This is a genomic window from Bacillus sp. MBGLi79, assembly GCF_002953915.1.
In genome coordinates, this window is record NZ_CP026521.1 from 2,821,317 (window position 1) to 2,836,227 (window position 14,911).

At 42.2% G+C, this 14,911-nt stretch carries 16 protein-coding genes; 5 read left to right on the forward strand and 11 right to left on the reverse strand.

What is annotated here, in order from left to right:
• Positions 1-91 precede the first annotated feature (91 nt).
• Positions 92-1,225: a flavodoxin-dependent (E)-4-hydroxy-3-methylbut-2-enyl-diphosphate synthase gene (gene ispG / locus C1T29_RS14240; RefSeq protein ID WP_080478249.1), complete on the forward strand. Its 1,134-nt coding sequence runs from the start codon at positions 92-94 to the stop codon at positions 1,223-1,225.
• Positions 1,226-1,250: 25 nt separating this feature from the next.
• Here the strand turns inward: ispG and C1T29_RS14245 are convergent, their stop codons facing one another.
• Positions 1,251-1,640: a DUF308 domain-containing protein gene (locus C1T29_RS14245; protein ID WP_080478340.1), complete on the reverse strand. Its 390-nt coding sequence runs from the start codon at positions 1,638-1,640 to the stop codon at positions 1,251-1,253.
• Between the two features lie 132 nt (positions 1,641-1,772).
• On the opposite strand from C1T29_RS14245, the gene C1T29_RS14250 reads away from it, so the two are divergent.
• Positions 1,773-2,354, forward strand: coding sequence for a nucleotidase (locus C1T29_RS14250; RefSeq protein ID WP_014664629.1), 582 nt, complete (start codon positions 1,773-1,775; stop codon positions 2,352-2,354).
• 40 nt (positions 2,355-2,394) lie between these two features.
• Here C1T29_RS14250 and zur read toward each other — a convergent pair whose 3' ends face one another.
• Positions 2,395-2,832 carry a zinc uptake transcriptional repressor Zur gene (gene zur, locus C1T29_RS14255; RefSeq protein ID WP_004398578.1) on the reverse strand — a complete coding sequence of 146 codons (438 nt, stop codon included), beginning with the start codon at positions 2,830-2,832 and terminating at the stop codon, positions 2,395-2,397.
• Between the two features lie 136 nt (positions 2,833-2,968).
• Positions 2,969-3,850, reverse strand: a complete 882-nt coding sequence (locus C1T29_RS14260) for a YitT family protein (protein ID WP_208945466.1) — start codon at positions 3,848-3,850, stop codon at positions 2,969-2,971.
• Between the two features lie 115 nt (positions 3,851-3,965).
• On the opposite strand from C1T29_RS14260, the gene C1T29_RS14265 reads away from it, so the two are divergent.
• Complete coding sequence (locus C1T29_RS14265; protein ID WP_014664631.1) at positions 3,966-4,220, forward strand: DUF2624 domain-containing protein; 255 nt, start codon at positions 3,966-3,968, stop codon at positions 4,218-4,220.
• Positions 4,221-4,246: 26 nt separating this feature from the next.
• On the opposite strand, the gene C1T29_RS14270 is transcribed toward C1T29_RS14265, so the two are convergent.
• On the reverse strand, positions 4,247-5,140 hold the full coding sequence (locus C1T29_RS14270; protein ID WP_103749571.1) for a deoxyribonuclease IV: 894 nt from the start codon (positions 5,138-5,140) through the stop codon (positions 4,247-4,249).
• Between the two features lie 9 nt (positions 5,141-5,149).
• Positions 5,150-6,466 carry a DEAD-box ATP-dependent RNA helicase CshB gene (gene cshB / locus C1T29_RS14275; RefSeq protein ID WP_041521384.1) on the reverse strand — a complete coding sequence of 439 codons (1,317 nt, stop codon included), beginning with the start codon at positions 6,464-6,466 and terminating at the stop codon, positions 5,150-5,152.
• Between the two features lie 168 nt (positions 6,467-6,634).
• Here cshB and C1T29_RS14280 point away from each other — a divergent pair, with 168 nt between their 5' ends.
• Both C1T29_RS14280 and C1T29_RS14285 read left to right on the forward strand, forming a co-directional pair.
• Positions 6,635-7,372 (forward strand): YqfQ family protein, encoded by a 738-nt coding sequence (locus C1T29_RS14280; RefSeq protein WP_095431706.1) that lies wholly within the window; start codon positions 6,635-6,637, stop codon positions 7,370-7,372.
• A 122-nt stretch (positions 7,373-7,494) separates the two neighbouring features.
• Positions 7,495-8,439 carry a 4-hydroxy-3-methylbut-2-enyl diphosphate reductase gene (locus tag C1T29_RS14285; protein ID WP_103749570.1) on the forward strand — a complete coding sequence of 315 codons (945 nt, stop codon included), beginning with the start codon at positions 7,495-7,497 and terminating at the stop codon, positions 8,437-8,439.
• A gap of 22 nt (positions 8,440-8,461) precedes the next feature.
• On the opposite strand, the gene C1T29_RS14290 is transcribed toward C1T29_RS14285, so the two are convergent.
• From C1T29_RS14290 to C1T29_RS14315, 6 genes are all read right to left on the reverse strand, one after another.
• On the reverse strand, positions 8,462-9,583 hold the full coding sequence (locus C1T29_RS14290; RefSeq protein WP_095431708.1) for a Nif3-like dinuclear metal center hexameric protein: 1,122 nt from the start codon (positions 9,581-9,583) through the stop codon (positions 8,462-8,464).
• Complete coding sequence (gene trmK / locus C1T29_RS14295; protein ID WP_231516580.1) at positions 9,576-10,226, reverse strand: tRNA (adenine(22)-N(1))-methyltransferase TrmK; 651 nt, start codon at positions 10,224-10,226, stop codon at positions 9,576-9,578. The genes C1T29_RS14290 and trmK overlap by 8 nt, the downstream gene beginning before the upstream one ends.
• Before the next feature lie 255 nt (positions 10,227-10,481).
• Positions 10,482-10,844: a cytochrome c550 gene (gene cccA / locus C1T29_RS14300; protein ID WP_003230068.1), complete on the reverse strand. Its 363-nt coding sequence runs from the start codon at positions 10,842-10,844 to the stop codon at positions 10,482-10,484.
• Positions 10,845-11,173: 329 nt separating this feature from the next.
• Positions 11,174-12,289, reverse strand: a complete 1,116-nt coding sequence (gene rpoD, locus C1T29_RS14305) for an RNA polymerase sigma factor RpoD (RefSeq protein WP_003226225.1) — start codon at positions 12,287-12,289, stop codon at positions 11,174-11,176.
• 199 nt (positions 12,290-12,488) lie between these two features.
• Positions 12,489-14,300: a DNA primase gene (dnaG, locus tag C1T29_RS14310; RefSeq protein ID WP_103749569.1), complete on the reverse strand. Its 1,812-nt coding sequence runs from the start codon at positions 14,298-14,300 to the stop codon at positions 12,489-12,491.
• Positions 14,301-14,333: 33 nt separating this feature from the next.
• Positions 14,334-14,828 (reverse strand): YaiI/YqxD family protein, encoded by a 495-nt coding sequence (locus C1T29_RS14315; protein ID WP_014664640.1) that lies wholly within the window; start codon positions 14,826-14,828, stop codon positions 14,334-14,336.
• Positions 14,829-14,911 lie beyond the last annotated feature (83 nt).

The following is a 14,911-nucleotide window of genomic DNA, read 5'->3' on the forward strand; positions in this document are numbered from 1 at the left end:
GACACTGTTACAATGTAATTTGTAAAATAAATTCACATAAACCATACTAGAATTGTTATATCTAGAAGCGGCAACTACAATTAAGGAGCGATTGCAAGTGAGTGAAATCACACATCGTACAAAAACGCGTCCCGTCAAAGTGGGACCTTTAACAATAGGCGGCAACAATGAAGTTGTCATCCAAAGCATGACAACAACAAAAACACATGATGTAGAAGCAACGGTTGCGGAAATTAACCGTTTGGCTGAAGCCGGATGCCAAATTGTTCGGGTAGCATGTCCGGATGAACGGGCGGCAAACGCCATTGCGGATATTAAAAAGCGCATTACCATCCCTCTCGTTGTTGACATACATTTCGATTATAAACTTGCGTTGAAGGCCATTGAAGGCGGCGCAGATAAAATCCGAATCAATCCCGGCAACATCGGCCGTCGCGAAAAAGTGGAAGCGGTTGTTAAAGCGGCCAAAGACAAGGGCATTCCGATCAGAATCGGAGTAAACGCAGGTTCACTTGAAAAACGGATTTTAGAAAAATACGGTTACCCGACAGCCGACGGAATGGTAGAAAGTGCACTTCATCACATTAAAATTCTTGAAGATCTTGATTTTCACGATATTATCGTCAGCATGAAGGCATCTGATGTGAACCTTGCGATCGAGGCCTATGAAAAAGCGGCAAAAGCGTTTGACTACCCGCTGCACCTCGGCATCACCGAGTCAGGAACACTGTTTGCCGGCACAGTAAAAAGCGCAGCAGGGCTCGGCGCCATTTTAAGCAAAGGCATCGGAAACACCCTGCGCATTTCATTAAGCGCAGACCCTGTGGAAGAGGTAAAAGTAGCAAGGGAGCTTCTGAAATCTTTCGGTTTAGCCTCCAATGCTGCCACGCTCATTTCATGCCCGACTTGCGGCCGTATTGAGATTGACCTGATCAGCATTGCCAATGAAGTGGAAGAATATATCTCTAAGATAAAAGCGCCGATTAAAGTGGCTGTTCTCGGCTGCGCTGTAAACGGACCTGGTGAAGCGAGAGAAGCTGATATCGGAATCGCCGGCGCACGCGGTGAAGGACTGCTGTTCCGGAAAGGAAAAATTGTCCGTAAGGTTCCCGAGGAAACGATGGTTGAGGAACTCAAAAAAGAAATTGACATTCTTGCTGAGGAACACTATGCAAAGCTTGAAGCTGAAAAAGCAAATTTAAAAGAAGAAACACAAAAAGCTTGACGGGAACCCGTCAAGCTTTTTTGTGTTAGAAAAATGGAATAATAAATATTCCAAGCACTAATGAAACGACACCGATACCCATTGCCCAAGCACCCAGGCCTTGAGCACCTCTTCTTCTTGCGATATAGCCGACAATAATACCGGCAGCTCCCAATAAAACAGGCAGTACAAACAATGAAATAATGGACAAGGCTAAAGCAATATATCCTATTCCCCGTCCTTCATTGACATTGCCGCCGCTGCGATCGTTATCTCGGTCATTGCTGCGGTCAGCAGCACGATAAGGCTCTGCAATTTCAGCAGCTGTTTCCTCAAAAAAACCGTCATTGTCGCGGGTAATATTTGTTCCTTCAGATCCATGATCAACATAGTAACTGTTGTTATCACGCTTTTCGTAATCGTATGCCACCTTCAATTCCCCCTTCTGTTTTATTAAAGGAGCTTTTATAGTTTGATCCATTTTGCCTGATTCATGTTTGCTAAACTTTTCTGTTAATGTCAATTGTTTATGTTACACTTGAAAGGATGAAACTGAAGGAGTGTGGGCATGTTACGCTTAGGAATAGATATTGACGGCACAATTACGGCTCAGGATACATTCGTCCCTTATTTGAACCGTTCGTTTAATCTTTCCATTTCATTAAACGATATGACGGATTATGATTTAACAAAACTGTTAAACATTACCCAGGAAGAATTTTGGGATTGGATGAATCAAAATGAAGCGATCATATATAAGGAAGCACTGCTTGCACAGCATGCAAAACAGTCACTTGACCTACTCAAAGAGGAGCACAAGCTTATTTATATTACAGCGAGACGGACTCATTTAACTGATGTTACCTATGAATGGTTTGACAGACAAAACATTCATTATGATCACATCGAACTTGTTGGCGGTCATCACAAAGTTGAAGCGGTCAAAAACCATAACATCGACCTGTTTTTTGAGGATCATCATGGAAACGCCATGATGATTGCGAAGGAAGCCGGAATTCCGGTGATTTTGTTTAATTCCCCTTATAATCAGCTTCCGATTGATTCAAGCATCATCAGAGTGAACAACTGGCTGGAAGCCGTCCAATGGATGAACAACAACAAGCACCACTTGATACGTGTCAATAACTAAAAAAGGAGCCCAAACCGGGCCCCTTTTTCATATATACGCATTACGCAGTAGTGTTTTCTTGGTTTTCCGCTGTACAATCAGGGCAAGTGCCGTAAATCTCAAATTTATGCCCGCTGACCTGATAGCCATCCAAATCATCACAAAGCTTGTCCATCGGACATGATTCAATTTCCTTTGTTTTGCCGCAGGCAAGACAAATAAAATGATGGTGGTGATGAGTGAATGAACACTTAAATCGGAAGAGCTTTTCACCAGACAGCTCAGTTGTTTCCAAAATCCCAAGTTCTTCATATAAAGAAAGATTTCTGTAGATTGTATCAAAGCTTAATCCTGGATAATCATCATTTAATGCAGACAGTACGTTTTTAGCGGTAAGATATCTGTCTGAATCAGCAAAAAGCTGCAGCATATCCTCCCGTTTGTTTGTATATTTATATCCGTTTTCTTTTAGTAGGTTCAGCGCTTCTTGTACGTTCATGAAGGGTCCCCCTTTTCGCTTTGCTTAAGAACGTATCCCATGTATGAAAAAGAAAATGGCAGCTGTCTGTCAGCAAGCCATTTTCTTTACCGCAGATAAAATTATACCCATAAAATGAATAAAAGTAAATGAAAGCCTAGTGGATTGCGTTTTTGAATTTTCCGCCTCTCGTTTCATGAGTATTCATAATTGTGATGAATGCATTTTGATCAACTTCAAACACGATTGATTTGAGCTTTGTCACTTCCAGCCTTGTGACAACCGCGTAAATCACGTCCTTTTCTTCGTCCGTATATCCGCCTTTGCCCTTCAGCTTCGTTGTTCCCCGGCCGAGACGGTGCAAAATAGCATCCGAAATCTCATCATACTGATCAGATACAATAATGACCGCTTTTGTTTCATCAAGCCCTTGGATGACGGCATCAATGGTTTTCATCGCAATGTAATAAGTCATGAAAGAGTACATCGCTTGCTCAGGACCAAACTCAAAACCAGCCCAAATGAAAATGAATACATTGATGAGCATAACGAACTCACCCATTGAAAAAGGCAGCTTTTTCGTCAGCAAAATACCGAGGATTTCAGTGCCATCCATTGAACCTCCGTTTCGTATAACGAGCCCGACGCCAAAGCCGAGCAACAGACCCCCGAACACAGTAGCCAAAATAGGCTGGGTTGTAAAGGCTTCTACATGGTGAAGTGAGGATTCAATAACGGCAAGCCAGACAATCCCTATAAACGTAGAGACAAGGAAGGTCTTACCGATATATTTATATCCGAAGATCATAAAAGGAATATTTAATATGACAACGAAAAAAGCGAAATTCAGAAAGGGGTTTGATATAAAGAGGTGGTCTAAAATAAGTGATACACCGATGATCCCGCCATCAATAAAATCATTGGGGATTAAAAATAATTCGATACTTACAGCCGCAGATGCAGCTCCTGCCAGAATCATAAAGACCCTGAAAATAAAATGGGAAAATGTTTCTCTCTTATGTTGTTTTGTTGGGGTCATAAAATCTCCTTTCCTGCAATAACTATTTTAAATACATTATAAATCTATTTTACCATTAAACACTGACACATTTTACTGATTTGCCCATACATTAAGTCTGGAGGTGGAATGATCGATGATTTTATTTCAAAGAATTATTTTGCAGCGGCTCAATCAGGCTACTGCTGACGATTTGCTGAAGTACTCAAAACAATACGGAATCAGCTTAACAAGATCGCAGGCCGTTGAAGTGGCGAACCTGTTAAACGGCAAAAATGTAAACATCTTTAATGAGAGTGAACGAATGCGGCTGTTGAAACAAGTAGAGACAATTACATCGAAAGAAACAGCTCAAACCGTTAATGAACTATTCAAACAATTCACAAGCTAAAAAATGGGGGTGTTATCCCCCATTTTTTATTGCTGTAAAATCTTTTCGAGCAATGTATCATCAAATTGTTTTTCTTTCAGCATTTCGATCTCAAAACGGTATGGCGGTTTTTTGTTCTTTTTATCCTCACCGACATACGGTGTTTCTAGAATTTTAGGAATGTCTTTTAACTGCTCATGGTGAACAACATATTGCAGAGCGTCAAAACCTATTTCACCAAAGCCGATATTTTCATGGCGGTCTTTTCTCGCGCCTTTGACATTTTTGCTGTCATTAATATGAAGCACTTTAATACGGTCAATGCCGACGATTTTATCGAACTCACTCAGCACCCCGTCAAAGTCCTCAACAATGTTATACCCGGCATCATGTGTATGGCACGTGTCGAAGCACACTGACAAATGCTCATTGTGTGTAACGCCTTCGATAATCTGTGCAAGCTCCTCGAAGCTTCTGCCGCATTCTGATCCTTTACCTGCCATTGTTTCTAATGCAATCTGGACATTTTGATTCGGATCAATCACTTCATTTAAGCCTTCAATAATTTTTTTGATGCCGGCTTCAGCTCCTGCTCCTACATGAGCGCCAGGATGAAGGACAATTTGCTTCGCTCCGATGGCTGCTGTCCGTTCAATTTCAGAACGAAGAAAATCAACACCCAGCTCAAAAGTGGACGGATTTGTCGTGTTGCCAATATTAATAATATAAGGCGCATGTACGATAATCTCGTCAATGCCGTTTTCTTGCATATGTGCTCGGCCTGCTTCTATATTTAAGTCTTCAATTTTCTTTCGGCGCGTATTTTGCGGTGCGCCTGTATAGATCATAAACGTGTTCGCCCCATAAGAGACTGCTTCCTGGCTTGCTGCCAGAAGCATATGTTTTCCGCTCATAGAGACGTGTGAGCCTATTCTCAACAACAGGTTCCCCTACTTTCTTTTCTTAGATTGGTTTCTTCTCTGTTTTTTCTTGATTTTCTCCATCTCATAGCTCATTTTCTTTTTATATCCAGGCTTAACCTTCTTCGGCTTTTTCACGAGACGATGAGCAATTTCATCTGCTTCGTTCGGCGTTTTTTTACGCTTTTTGCGGCGCTGGCGGTCATCGCCTTTTTTCCATTCGCCCTTTTCAAGCTCTAAGTAATCAAATTCGATGCCCATTTTCTCAAGTTTTACTAATGCATCCTCATCAGAAAGCTCATAAATGGTCATCGCTTGTCCTGATGAGCCGGCTCGGGCCGTTCTGCCCACACGGTGAACATAGAAATCGAGATCATCCGGCAGCTCATAGTTGATAACATGGCTGACACCTTTAATATCAATGCCTCTTGCAGCAAGGTCAGTTGCAATGACATAAGTGAATTCTAAATCATTAATCTGCTTCATGACTTTTTTCCGCTCACGTGGTGTTAATCCGCCGTGCAGCAGGCCGATTTTCATGCCTTTGCCAGTCAGATACTGGGCAATATGATCAGCCGTGTTTTTCGTGTTGGCAAACACAATCCCCAGGTATGGATTCAGATGCGACATGATGTCAAAAAGGAGCTTGTCCTTGTCACGATGTTTCGAAGGGATAAGGATATGCTCAATTTTCGCAGCAGTCACCTGCTTTGGCTCCACATGGGCGTATTTTGGATTTTCCATGTATTTCTTTAAAAATGGTTTCAGCTTTTCCGGTATGGTCGCTGAGAACACAAGCATTTGCAGATCCTCAGGCATACGGGAACCGATGTAATCTACATCTGCAAGGAATCCCATGTCCAGCATTAAATCCGCTTCATCAATAACAAGAGCTTCCGCTTTATGAACACTTAACGCCTGTTCTTTGATTAAATCAGCAATCCGTCCGGGTGTACCGACAACAAGATGCGGCTGTATTTTCAATTTATCAATTGATTTTTGTTTGTCGGTGCCTCCGATAAAACATTTCGAGCGAATCTGACTTCCTTCTTCACCCTGCGTGATTTTAAGCGCTTCCTGATAAATCTGGTTGGCAAGCTCTCTTGTCGGAGCCGTAATAACAACCTGAACGACATCCTTAGCAGGATCGATTTTGTTTAATAAAGGCAGTAAATAAGCGTGGGTTTTTCCAGTTCCCGTCTGAGACTGGCCGATGACGCTTTCTTTTTTTAGCACTGCAGGAATCAGCCTTTTCTGGATATCAGTCGGTTCGTAAAAACCAAGGCGATGTACTGCATCTATAATAAACGGTTTCAATTCATAAAGTTCAAATTTCGTTTCTTTCATTTTTCCCAGCTCCTTAAAGCGGCACATTATGTGTCCATCATCACATTATACCCGATTTCGCTTAAAAACACCACGTTTGCAAGGCGTTTGTTTTATTCAGTTATGTAAAGCAAATACCGCAGCCCCTGCATATTCTAATAGCAGAGAGAGCTGAAAGGAGGTACAAGTATGTTTTCACCGCAGCAGCCAATGAGAAATTATCCACAGCCCGGACCGCCCCGCCCTATGCCAAATCAGCGAATGATGGGGAGAAGACCGCCTAATATGCGAGGGCCTTCATTTGGAGCACAGCAGCAAGGTTTTCAGCAAGCGGGACAATTTCTTCCTCAGGCAAATGCCGGAGCGAGAAATGGTGCGGGCGGAGGCTTAAAAGGGATGCTGTCAAAGTTCCTCCCCGGCGGAGGAGGCGCTGGCGGCGCCGGCGTTCCCGGCGTTCCTGGAGCAGGTGCAGCAGCGAGCGGAGGTGCAGGTCTGCAAGGCATTCAAAATATCGCCAATCCTGCATCTTTATCCAGTATGCTTGGAAATGTGCAAAAAGTACTCGGCATGGCGCAGCAAGTCACCCCTATGATCCAGCAGTACGGCCCTTTAGTCCGCAATCTGCCGTCATTGATGAAGCTGTACAGCCAATTAAGTAAAAGTGATGATACAGAGACAGAGAGCGATGAGGAAAGTAAAAAACAATCGGATTCAGATGAATCATCAGAAAAAGAGAAAGAAGCTGAAACAAAAACCTCAGACGGGAACAAAAAATCAAAACCAAAAAGTTCTTCTCTGCCTAAAAAATCAAAAACACCTGACAATAAAGAGCAAGAATCAAAAACATCTGGTCCGAAGAAAAAAGAAGCTGCCTCTCCTGCCCCAAAAAGAACATCAGGCAGTTCAAAACCGAGATTATATATTTAACATTCTTTGATATCTGAAGTGAGATTGGCTATAATGAGATCAGAAGAATGCAAGAATAGAGCCGTTTGATTACGGCTTTTTATATTGCCTTTACTCACTTCAGTATTGGAGGACAACCGAAAATGGACGTAATTAAAATTTCGCCGCGCGGCTATTGCTATGGCGTTGTTGATGCTATGGTCATTGCCAAAAATGCGGCACTAGATAAAAGTTTGCCAAGACCCATCTATATACTCGGGATGATTGTTCATAATAAACACGTCACTGATGCGTTTGAAGAGGAAGGGATTTTTACATTGGACGGCGCTAACCGTCTGGACATTCTTAAGCAGGTTGAAAAAGGAACTGTCATTTTCACTGCGCACGGTGTTTCTCCCGAAGTCAGAAGAATCGCAGAAGAAAAAGGATTGGTTGCAATTGATGCTACATGTCCGGATGTGACGAAAACTCATAATCTAATCTTAGAGATGAAAGAAAAAGGATATCACGTGATCTATATCGGCAAAAAAGGGCATCCAGAGCCTGAGGGAGCCGTTGGCGTAGCGCCGGAAATCGTTCACTTAGTTGAAACAGAAGAAGATGCAAAAAACCTTGATATCCAAGCAGATAAGTTAATCGTGACGAATCAAACAACCATGTCTCAATGGGATGTTCACGACATTATGGAGCTTGTCAAAGAAAAATATCCTCATGTCGAATATCACCAAGAGATTTGCCTTGCTACTCAAGTGCGGCAGGAAGCTGTATCAGAGCAGGCGAAAAAAGCGGACTTAACAATCGTTGTCGGAGACCCGAAAAGCAACAATTCAAATCGGCTTGCACAAGTGTCAGAGGAAATAGCCGGCACAAAAGCATACCGGATCGGCGACTTAAGCGAATTAAAGCTTGAATGGCTGAAAGGCGTTAATACCGTTGCAGTTACAGCGGGAGCTTCAACACCTACGCCGATCACAAAAGAAGTCATTCGCTTTTTGGAGCAGTTCGATCACGAAGATCCATCAACTTGGACAACTGATCACAATGTACCGCTCAAAAAAATACTTCCAAAAGTAAAAGCAAAAAACTGAGGCTGTAAAAGCCTCAGTTTTTTTATAGAAATGTAAATGGATTTGTATCTGTTTCAGAAACAAAGATATTCACGTCATATTTTTTATCATTACACATTGATGTCAGTTTTCTCGTGACGCCTTCTTTCATGATTTTTTCCGCATAATGACCCGGATCAACCACATTCAGGCCAAGCATCATCGCATCATGGGCCACATGGAAATATAAATCTCCTGTAACGTAAACATCGGCGCCCTTTCGTTTTGCATGGTGAATATACTTGTTTCCATCTCCTCCAAGAACAGCTACCGTTTTCACCATACTGTCAGCATCCCCCACCATTCTGACACCATTGACATCAAGCTTGTCTTTCACATATAAAGCAAATTCCTTGAGCGTCATCTCATTTTTAAGGGTTCCGACACGGCCGAGCCCTTTTTCGGCGGGAGACTGTTCAACAGGATAGATGTCGTAAGCGACTTCTTCGTATGGATGGCTTTTTATCATTGCATTGATAACAGCTTTTTCGATGCTTTTAGGAAATACAGTCTCAAGCCTTACTTCATGAACAAGCTCAAGCTCTCCTACTTCACCGATAAAAGGCTTAGCTCCGTCCAATGGCTTGAAGCTGCCGATCCCTTCAGACGAAAACGCGCAATGGCTGTATTCGCCGATATGGCCGGCGCCAGCATTTCCAAGCGCGGCTCTGACCTGCTCTTCATATTCCTTCGGCACGTAGACGGCCAGCTTTTTTAGAGGATCCGTATAAGTAGGCGCCAGCACTTCCGTCTCACGCAGCTCTAGTGCTTCAGCAAGCAAATCATTCACGCCGCCGTCCGCAACGTCTAAATTTGTATGAGCTGCATAAACAGCAATATCATGCTTCAAACACTTTTCAATTAACCTTCCGGCAGGCTGATCTGTTGAAATATGCTTTAGCGGCCGAAAAATAGGAGGATGGTGTGCAATAATCAAATCAACCTCTTTTTCAATCGCTTCATCGACAACGCTCTCCAACACATCAAGTGTAACCATCACATTTTTAATCGGTTTATTTAAGGTGCCGATTTGCAGGCCGATTTTATCTCCTTCGACCGCATAGGCTTTCGGGGAAAATTGTTCAAACAGCTGGATGATCTGCTGCCCATTAACGCTTTTAGCCATGATCGATTACCTCCTTTAACAGCTCCATTCGATCGGAGAGCTCCTTTAATTTTTGTTTGTTTTGCTCTGTGCCTGCGGCTTGTCTAATCTGCTCATAAATGTTTTGAGTGTGCTGAAGCTCTTGTGTCCACTTTTTCAAAAAGACAGCATTTTTTTCTTTTGCCAAAAAAGGGCCAACGAGCATTCCGGCTGATAAAGAAATACCGGCATAAGCCGCATCTCTGTCTCCCGCTTCGGCTACCAGCACCTCATAGCATTTTCCGTCCTCTTCAAGGATTACCTCATCTATCAGCGCATATCCTTCTTTATAAAGCCACTCCCTGATATGAACAGCATGAATATTCGGTTGTAAAATAAGGCGTTCCTTCCCCGTTAATTTGTCTTTACCCGCTTCTAAAATGTGAGCGATCAAAGCCCCGCCCATTCCGGCAATCGTAATGGCATCAGCTTCACCTTTTTTAATCACTTCCAGTCCGTCTCCCTGTCTTACAGAAATACGCGAGTTTAAACCTGATTTTTCAACCTGCCGCTTTGCAGACAAAAACGGGCCGTCTGTTATTTCTCCGGCAATCGCTCCGCTGGCTTTATGATTCAGCACCGCATAACAAGGAAGGTATGCGTGGTCAGACCCGATATCGGCCATCACCGCTCCATTCGGTATGTATTCCGCTACTGTTTGCAATCGTTTAGATAATTTTAATTCATTCACTTGTCATCACAACTTTTCTCAATCATTTTTTCCTTTACTATCATATAAAAAATCAGCCCGGAATCCAAGCTGAGCGAATGATTTTTAGTTTGTTTCTTTTGATTCGGGTCTGCACGCGGCAGTCAAAAATAAAAGGCTGTCGAGAACATCTCGGCGGCCTGTAAATGTATAAAGACAAAAATGGTTCTTTTATTTAATTTTTGACACCCACTCTGCCATATCATCCAGCTTATCTGCCGGAACAAGACCGGAAGGCATTCCATTACCGCCTTTTTCGATCTTTGTTTTAATTTCAGCGACATCTTTCTTATCCCCTACACCTTTTAAACTCGGACCCGAAACACCTTCATAATTTTCACCGTGGCATGCGATGCAGTTTGCCTTGTAAATTTCTTCTGGTGAAGCGTTTGCATCTTTCTTTTCAGCAGATTTGCTTTCTCCTCCGCTTGCAATCTCCCGAGAGTCATCAAGTCCTTTTACTGATAAAAAGAAAGTTAGACCAATTCCTAAAACAGCGATCAGTAAAAATGGAATAAGCGGGTTCCATTTCATTTCCCTTCCCCCTTTTTGATCCTTCCCCCTATGTAAACACTTCTAATTCTAACTTATTTTAACAAAAAGTAAATGGATTGCTATACAAAAGTTTTTTATTCACACTTTATACAAAATTGAATAGAGACATGCCTATTTCTCTAATATCCTTTTTATTCTATTGTATAATGTATTGTATACGCTTACAATAGAAAATATGGAATTAGATTTTGAAATTTTTCATCACAATGTTCATTTGCAAATGACATCATTTTTCAGTAAAATAAAGGCATATTATCCATATATCTTTTTTAAAAAAAGAAGAACGGATCTGCAAGACCCGTTCCATCTTATTCGAGGAAATCTTTCAAACGTTTACTTCTGCTAGGATGTCTTAGTTTCCGCAACGCTTTGGCTTCGATTTGTCGAATACGCTCTCTCGTCACTCCAAATACTTTGCCGACCTCTTCTAATGTTCTTGTACGGCCATCATCAAGACCGAATCGAAGACGCAATACATTTTCTTCACGATCAGTTAACGTATCAAGTACATCTTCCAGCTGCTCTTTTAACAGCTCGTATGCGGCGTGATCTGAAGGTGAAGTTGCTTCTTGGTCTTCAATAAAATCACCAAGGTGTGAGTCATCCTCTTCACCGATCGGTGTTTCCAGTGATACCGGCTCTTGTGCAATCTTTAAGATTTCGCGTACTTTTTCAGGCGTTAAATCCATATCTTCCGCAATTTCTTCAGGTGTTGGTTCTCTGCCTAAGTCTTGAAGCAATTGACGCTGCACACGGATTAATTTATTAATGGTTTCCACCATATGAACGGGAATCCGGATCGTTCTCGCCTGATCGGCAATAGCGCGTGTAATCGCCTGTCTGATCCACCACGTAGCATACGTACTGAATTTATAACCTTTGCGATAATCAAATTTTTCAACGGCTTTCATCAGACCCATGTTTCCTTCTTGGATCAGGTCAAGGAACAGCATACCGCGTCCGACATACCGTTTTGCGATACTGACAACAAGCCGCAGGTTCGCTTCAGCCAATCTGCGTTTAGATTCTTCGTCACCTTCTTCAATCTTTTGAGCGTAGGCGATTTCTTCTTTTGCAGATAGAAGGTTAACCCGACCGATTTCTTTTAAATACATACGAACTGGGTCATTGATTTTAACGCCAGGCGGTACACTTAGGTCATTAAGGTCAAATTCTTCTTCGGCTTTGGCAAGCTGCTGAATATTAGGATCTTCTGTTTCTTCATTCTCACTAATTAATTCAACACCTTGTTCACCTAAAAATTCATAATACTCATCCATTTGGTCTGATTCAATTTCAAAGCTGGACATACGCTCAGCGATTTCTTCATATGTCAAAACGCCACGTTTTTTACCAGACTCTGTTAATTGCTCTTTTACTTGGTCGAATGTTAATTCTGTCTCGTGGGTTTGTTTATCAGCCATTATGGATCCCTCCTTCCAAAGCTTGCAACGAATTCTATAAGCGGTATGATTCTTATTCGGTCCATTCAGGCGTTTTCTATATGAACTGCCTTTAACAAATGTGCGAATAATGAAATGACAATTCATGATGAGGTTAAGCGATCTATTTGCTCCTCCGCAAGGAATCATTGCCAATAAATGCTTCTCATCAGTTTTCCAGTTATTTTAAAGATCGGTTCAATGTAACGATTTCTTGAGCCAGAGAAGCAGCTCTTAAAAAATCTTTTTGCCTTTCGGCTTCGGCTCTTTCCGCCTCTTTTTCTTTTATCATTGACCAATTTCTTTGATTCAACACTTTTTTTACATAATCTGATAACTCAGCTTCGCTAAGCTCTTGATTAACCTGAAGCATTAATATATCAGACAAGAGCTGGCTTATATGATCATCTGTCACCCTGGCCATCAGATGCTGGGGCGTCAGCTCGGCTCCCTCTTCATAAAAAGCATAAAGATAAGCGGCTAATGCTCGGTGCTCATCAATATTAAATTGAAACCCTACCCGGTCAATCACTTTTTTGATGACGCTCCGATCTCGAAGCATGTGAGCGAGTAACAGCCTTTCTGCATTTTCATACGCCGGGCGCAAACGTTTTTGCCTTGCTTTTGTCGTCAAATGCGCTCGCCGTGTTTTTGTTTCACCGCCATTGTCAGCAGGTTTGTTTTGCTTGCTGAAAACAGACAGCTGCTCAGTTAAAGACTCCTGGGAAAGCGAAAACTCTGAAGCAAGCTGTTTTACATAGACTTCCTGCTCTAGAGACCCTGAAAGCGTGCTGATTTCTTTCAGTACGTCTTTAATGTAAGCCAGGCGATCGCCTTCATCGGACAGGTTCTTTCCTTTTCGGAAATATTGCATTTTAAATGCCATTACGGTGACACTGGCGTCAATAATGTCGTTTTTAAATTTTTCCCCGCCGAATTTTTTGATGTAATCATCAGGGTCCAATCCGTCAGGAATCATTGCAACTCTGACTTTGCACCCTTTTTTTTGCAGAAGCTCCGAAGCTTTTAAGGTGGCTTCATAACCGGCTTTATCAGAGTCATAGCAAAGAATGATTTCTTCGACGTTTCTTCTCAGGATCTTGACATGATCATCTGTAAGAGACGTTCCCATCGTGGCTATGCTTTCTTTTACACCCGAGCTTACAGCCGATATGACATCGGCAAACCCTTCAAATAAGACTGCTCTTTCCTGCTTTCTGATATGAAGTCGGGCCTTATAGAAATTGTAAAGCAGTTTACTTTTATGAAAAAGCGGGGTTTCAGGACTGTTCATATACTTAGGCTGCTGGCTGCCAAGAGCCCTGCCTGAGAAAGCAACAACAGCCCCGTGATGATCATGGATCGGAAACATGACACGGTTTCTGAAGCGGTCGAAATATCCGCTTCCGTCTTCGCGTCTGATCAGAAGACCCGCTTTTTCCATTTGCGCCTCACTAAATCCCCTCTTCACAAGGAATTTCGTGATAAAGTCCCAAGAATCAAGAGCATAGCCTATCTGAAATTCATCAATCAGCTCTTTCGTAAAGCCCCTGGAAAGCAGATAATCCAGTGCCTCTTGACCTTCTTTTGTATTTATTAACAAATGATGGTAAAATTTCTTCAGGAGCTCATGTGCCTCAGCCATTTTTTGATCCCCAGAAGACTCTGGCCGAGCTTCGGAATGGACTGTTATATCATCTGGAAAATCAATTTGGTATTTGTCAGCAAGGTGAGAAACCGACTCGGCAAATGAATAGCCTTCCATCTGCCTTAAAAAAGAGAAAACATTGCCGCCCGCTCCGCAGCCAAAGCAATAAAAAATCTGTTTGTCGGGCGATACGGAAAACGAAGGTGTGCTTTCTCCATGAAAAGGACAGAGTCCAAAGTAGTTTCGGCCTTGCTTTTTTAATTGAACATAATCACCTATGACTTCAACGATATCTGCCGACTTTTGCACCTGATCCACAATTTCATCTGGTATCCGATTTCCCATCTTATAACACTCCGTCGTACATTATTCGATGCTTTAGTGCAAAATCCCTTCATCGTTCGACAGGATTTTTTGCAGCAGTGTAATAAATCGTTCTCGATCTTCTTTATTCAATTTTTTAGGCCCTTTGGCGTATACGCCTTTTCTCCTTTGTTTGCCGGAAAAATGACGGCTCTCAAGAGCAAAATCAATCGTGTCTTCTTTGTAAAGACGACCTCTTTCCGACATAACAGAGACATTTCTGTTCAACAGCAGAGATGCTAATCCGATGTCCTGCGTCACAACAATATCTCCCGGTTTTACGTGATTTGCGATATATATATCAGCAGCTTCTTTATGAGGATCAACATACTTCCATTTTTCTTCATTGCTTCTGGAAAGCTGATAATGTTCAAATGAAGCGACAAAAAGAACTTGAACTTCATACTCGGATGCTGTTTGTAAAATTTCATCTTTTACCGGACAAGCATCAGCATCGACAAAAATCGTCTTTTCTTGTTCATTAAGAAGAGTAATTCTCCATCCCTCCATTAAACTCCTGCATAAAAGCAAGCAAAATCGCACATCCTTTATTATTGCGGATGTATATGAATTTGTCGAAAAATTTCCGGGAG

What these genes read in the sequence shown, in the direction of transcription:
- cccA (WP_003230068.1), bottom strand. Translation starts at nt 10,844, where the DNA reads ATGAAATGGAACCCGCTTATTCCATTTTTACTGATCGCTGTTTTAGGA.
- trmK (WP_231516580.1), bottom strand. Translation starts at nt 10,226, where the DNA reads ATGGCCGATATCGGGTCTGACCACGCATACCTTCCTTGTTATGCGGTG.
- C1T29_RS14260 (WP_208945466.1), bottom strand. Translation starts at nt 3,850, where the DNA reads ATGACCCCAACAAAACAACATAAGAGAGAAACATTTTCCCATTTTATT.
- C1T29_RS14285 (WP_103749570.1), top strand. Translation starts at nt 7,495, where the DNA reads ATGGACGTAATTAAAATTTCGCCGCGCGGCTATTGCTATGGCGTTGTT.
- C1T29_RS14280 (WP_095431706.1), top strand. Translation starts at nt 6,635, where the DNA reads ATGTTTTCACCGCAGCAGCCAATGAGAAATTATCCACAGCCCGGACCG.
- zur (WP_004398578.1), bottom strand. Translation starts at nt 2,832, where the DNA reads ATGAACGTACAAGAAGCGCTGAACCTACTAAAAGAAAACGGATATAAA.
- C1T29_RS14250 (WP_014664629.1), top strand. Translation starts at nt 1,773, where the DNA reads ATGTTACGCTTAGGAATAGATATTGACGGCACAATTACGGCTCAGGAT.
- C1T29_RS14315 (WP_014664640.1), bottom strand. Translation starts at nt 14,828, where the DNA reads ATGGAGGGATGGAGAATTACTCTTCTTAATGAACAAGAAAAGACGATT.
- dnaG (WP_103749569.1), bottom strand. Translation starts at nt 14,300, where the DNA reads ATGGGAAATCGGATACCAGATGAAATTGTGGATCAGGTGCAAAAGTCG.
- C1T29_RS14265 (WP_014664631.1), top strand. Translation starts at nt 3,966, where the DNA reads ATGATTTTATTTCAAAGAATTATTTTGCAGCGGCTCAATCAGGCTACT.
- cshB (WP_041521384.1), bottom strand. Translation starts at nt 6,466, where the DNA reads ATGAAAGAAACGAAATTTGAACTTTATGAATTGAAACCGTTTATTATA.
- C1T29_RS14290 (WP_095431708.1), bottom strand. Translation starts at nt 9,583, where the DNA reads ATGGCTAAAAGCGTTAATGGGCAGCAGATCATCCAGCTGTTTGAACAA.
- rpoD (WP_003226225.1), bottom strand. Translation starts at nt 12,289, where the DNA reads ATGGCTGATAAACAAACCCACGAGACAGAATTAACATTCGACCAAGTA.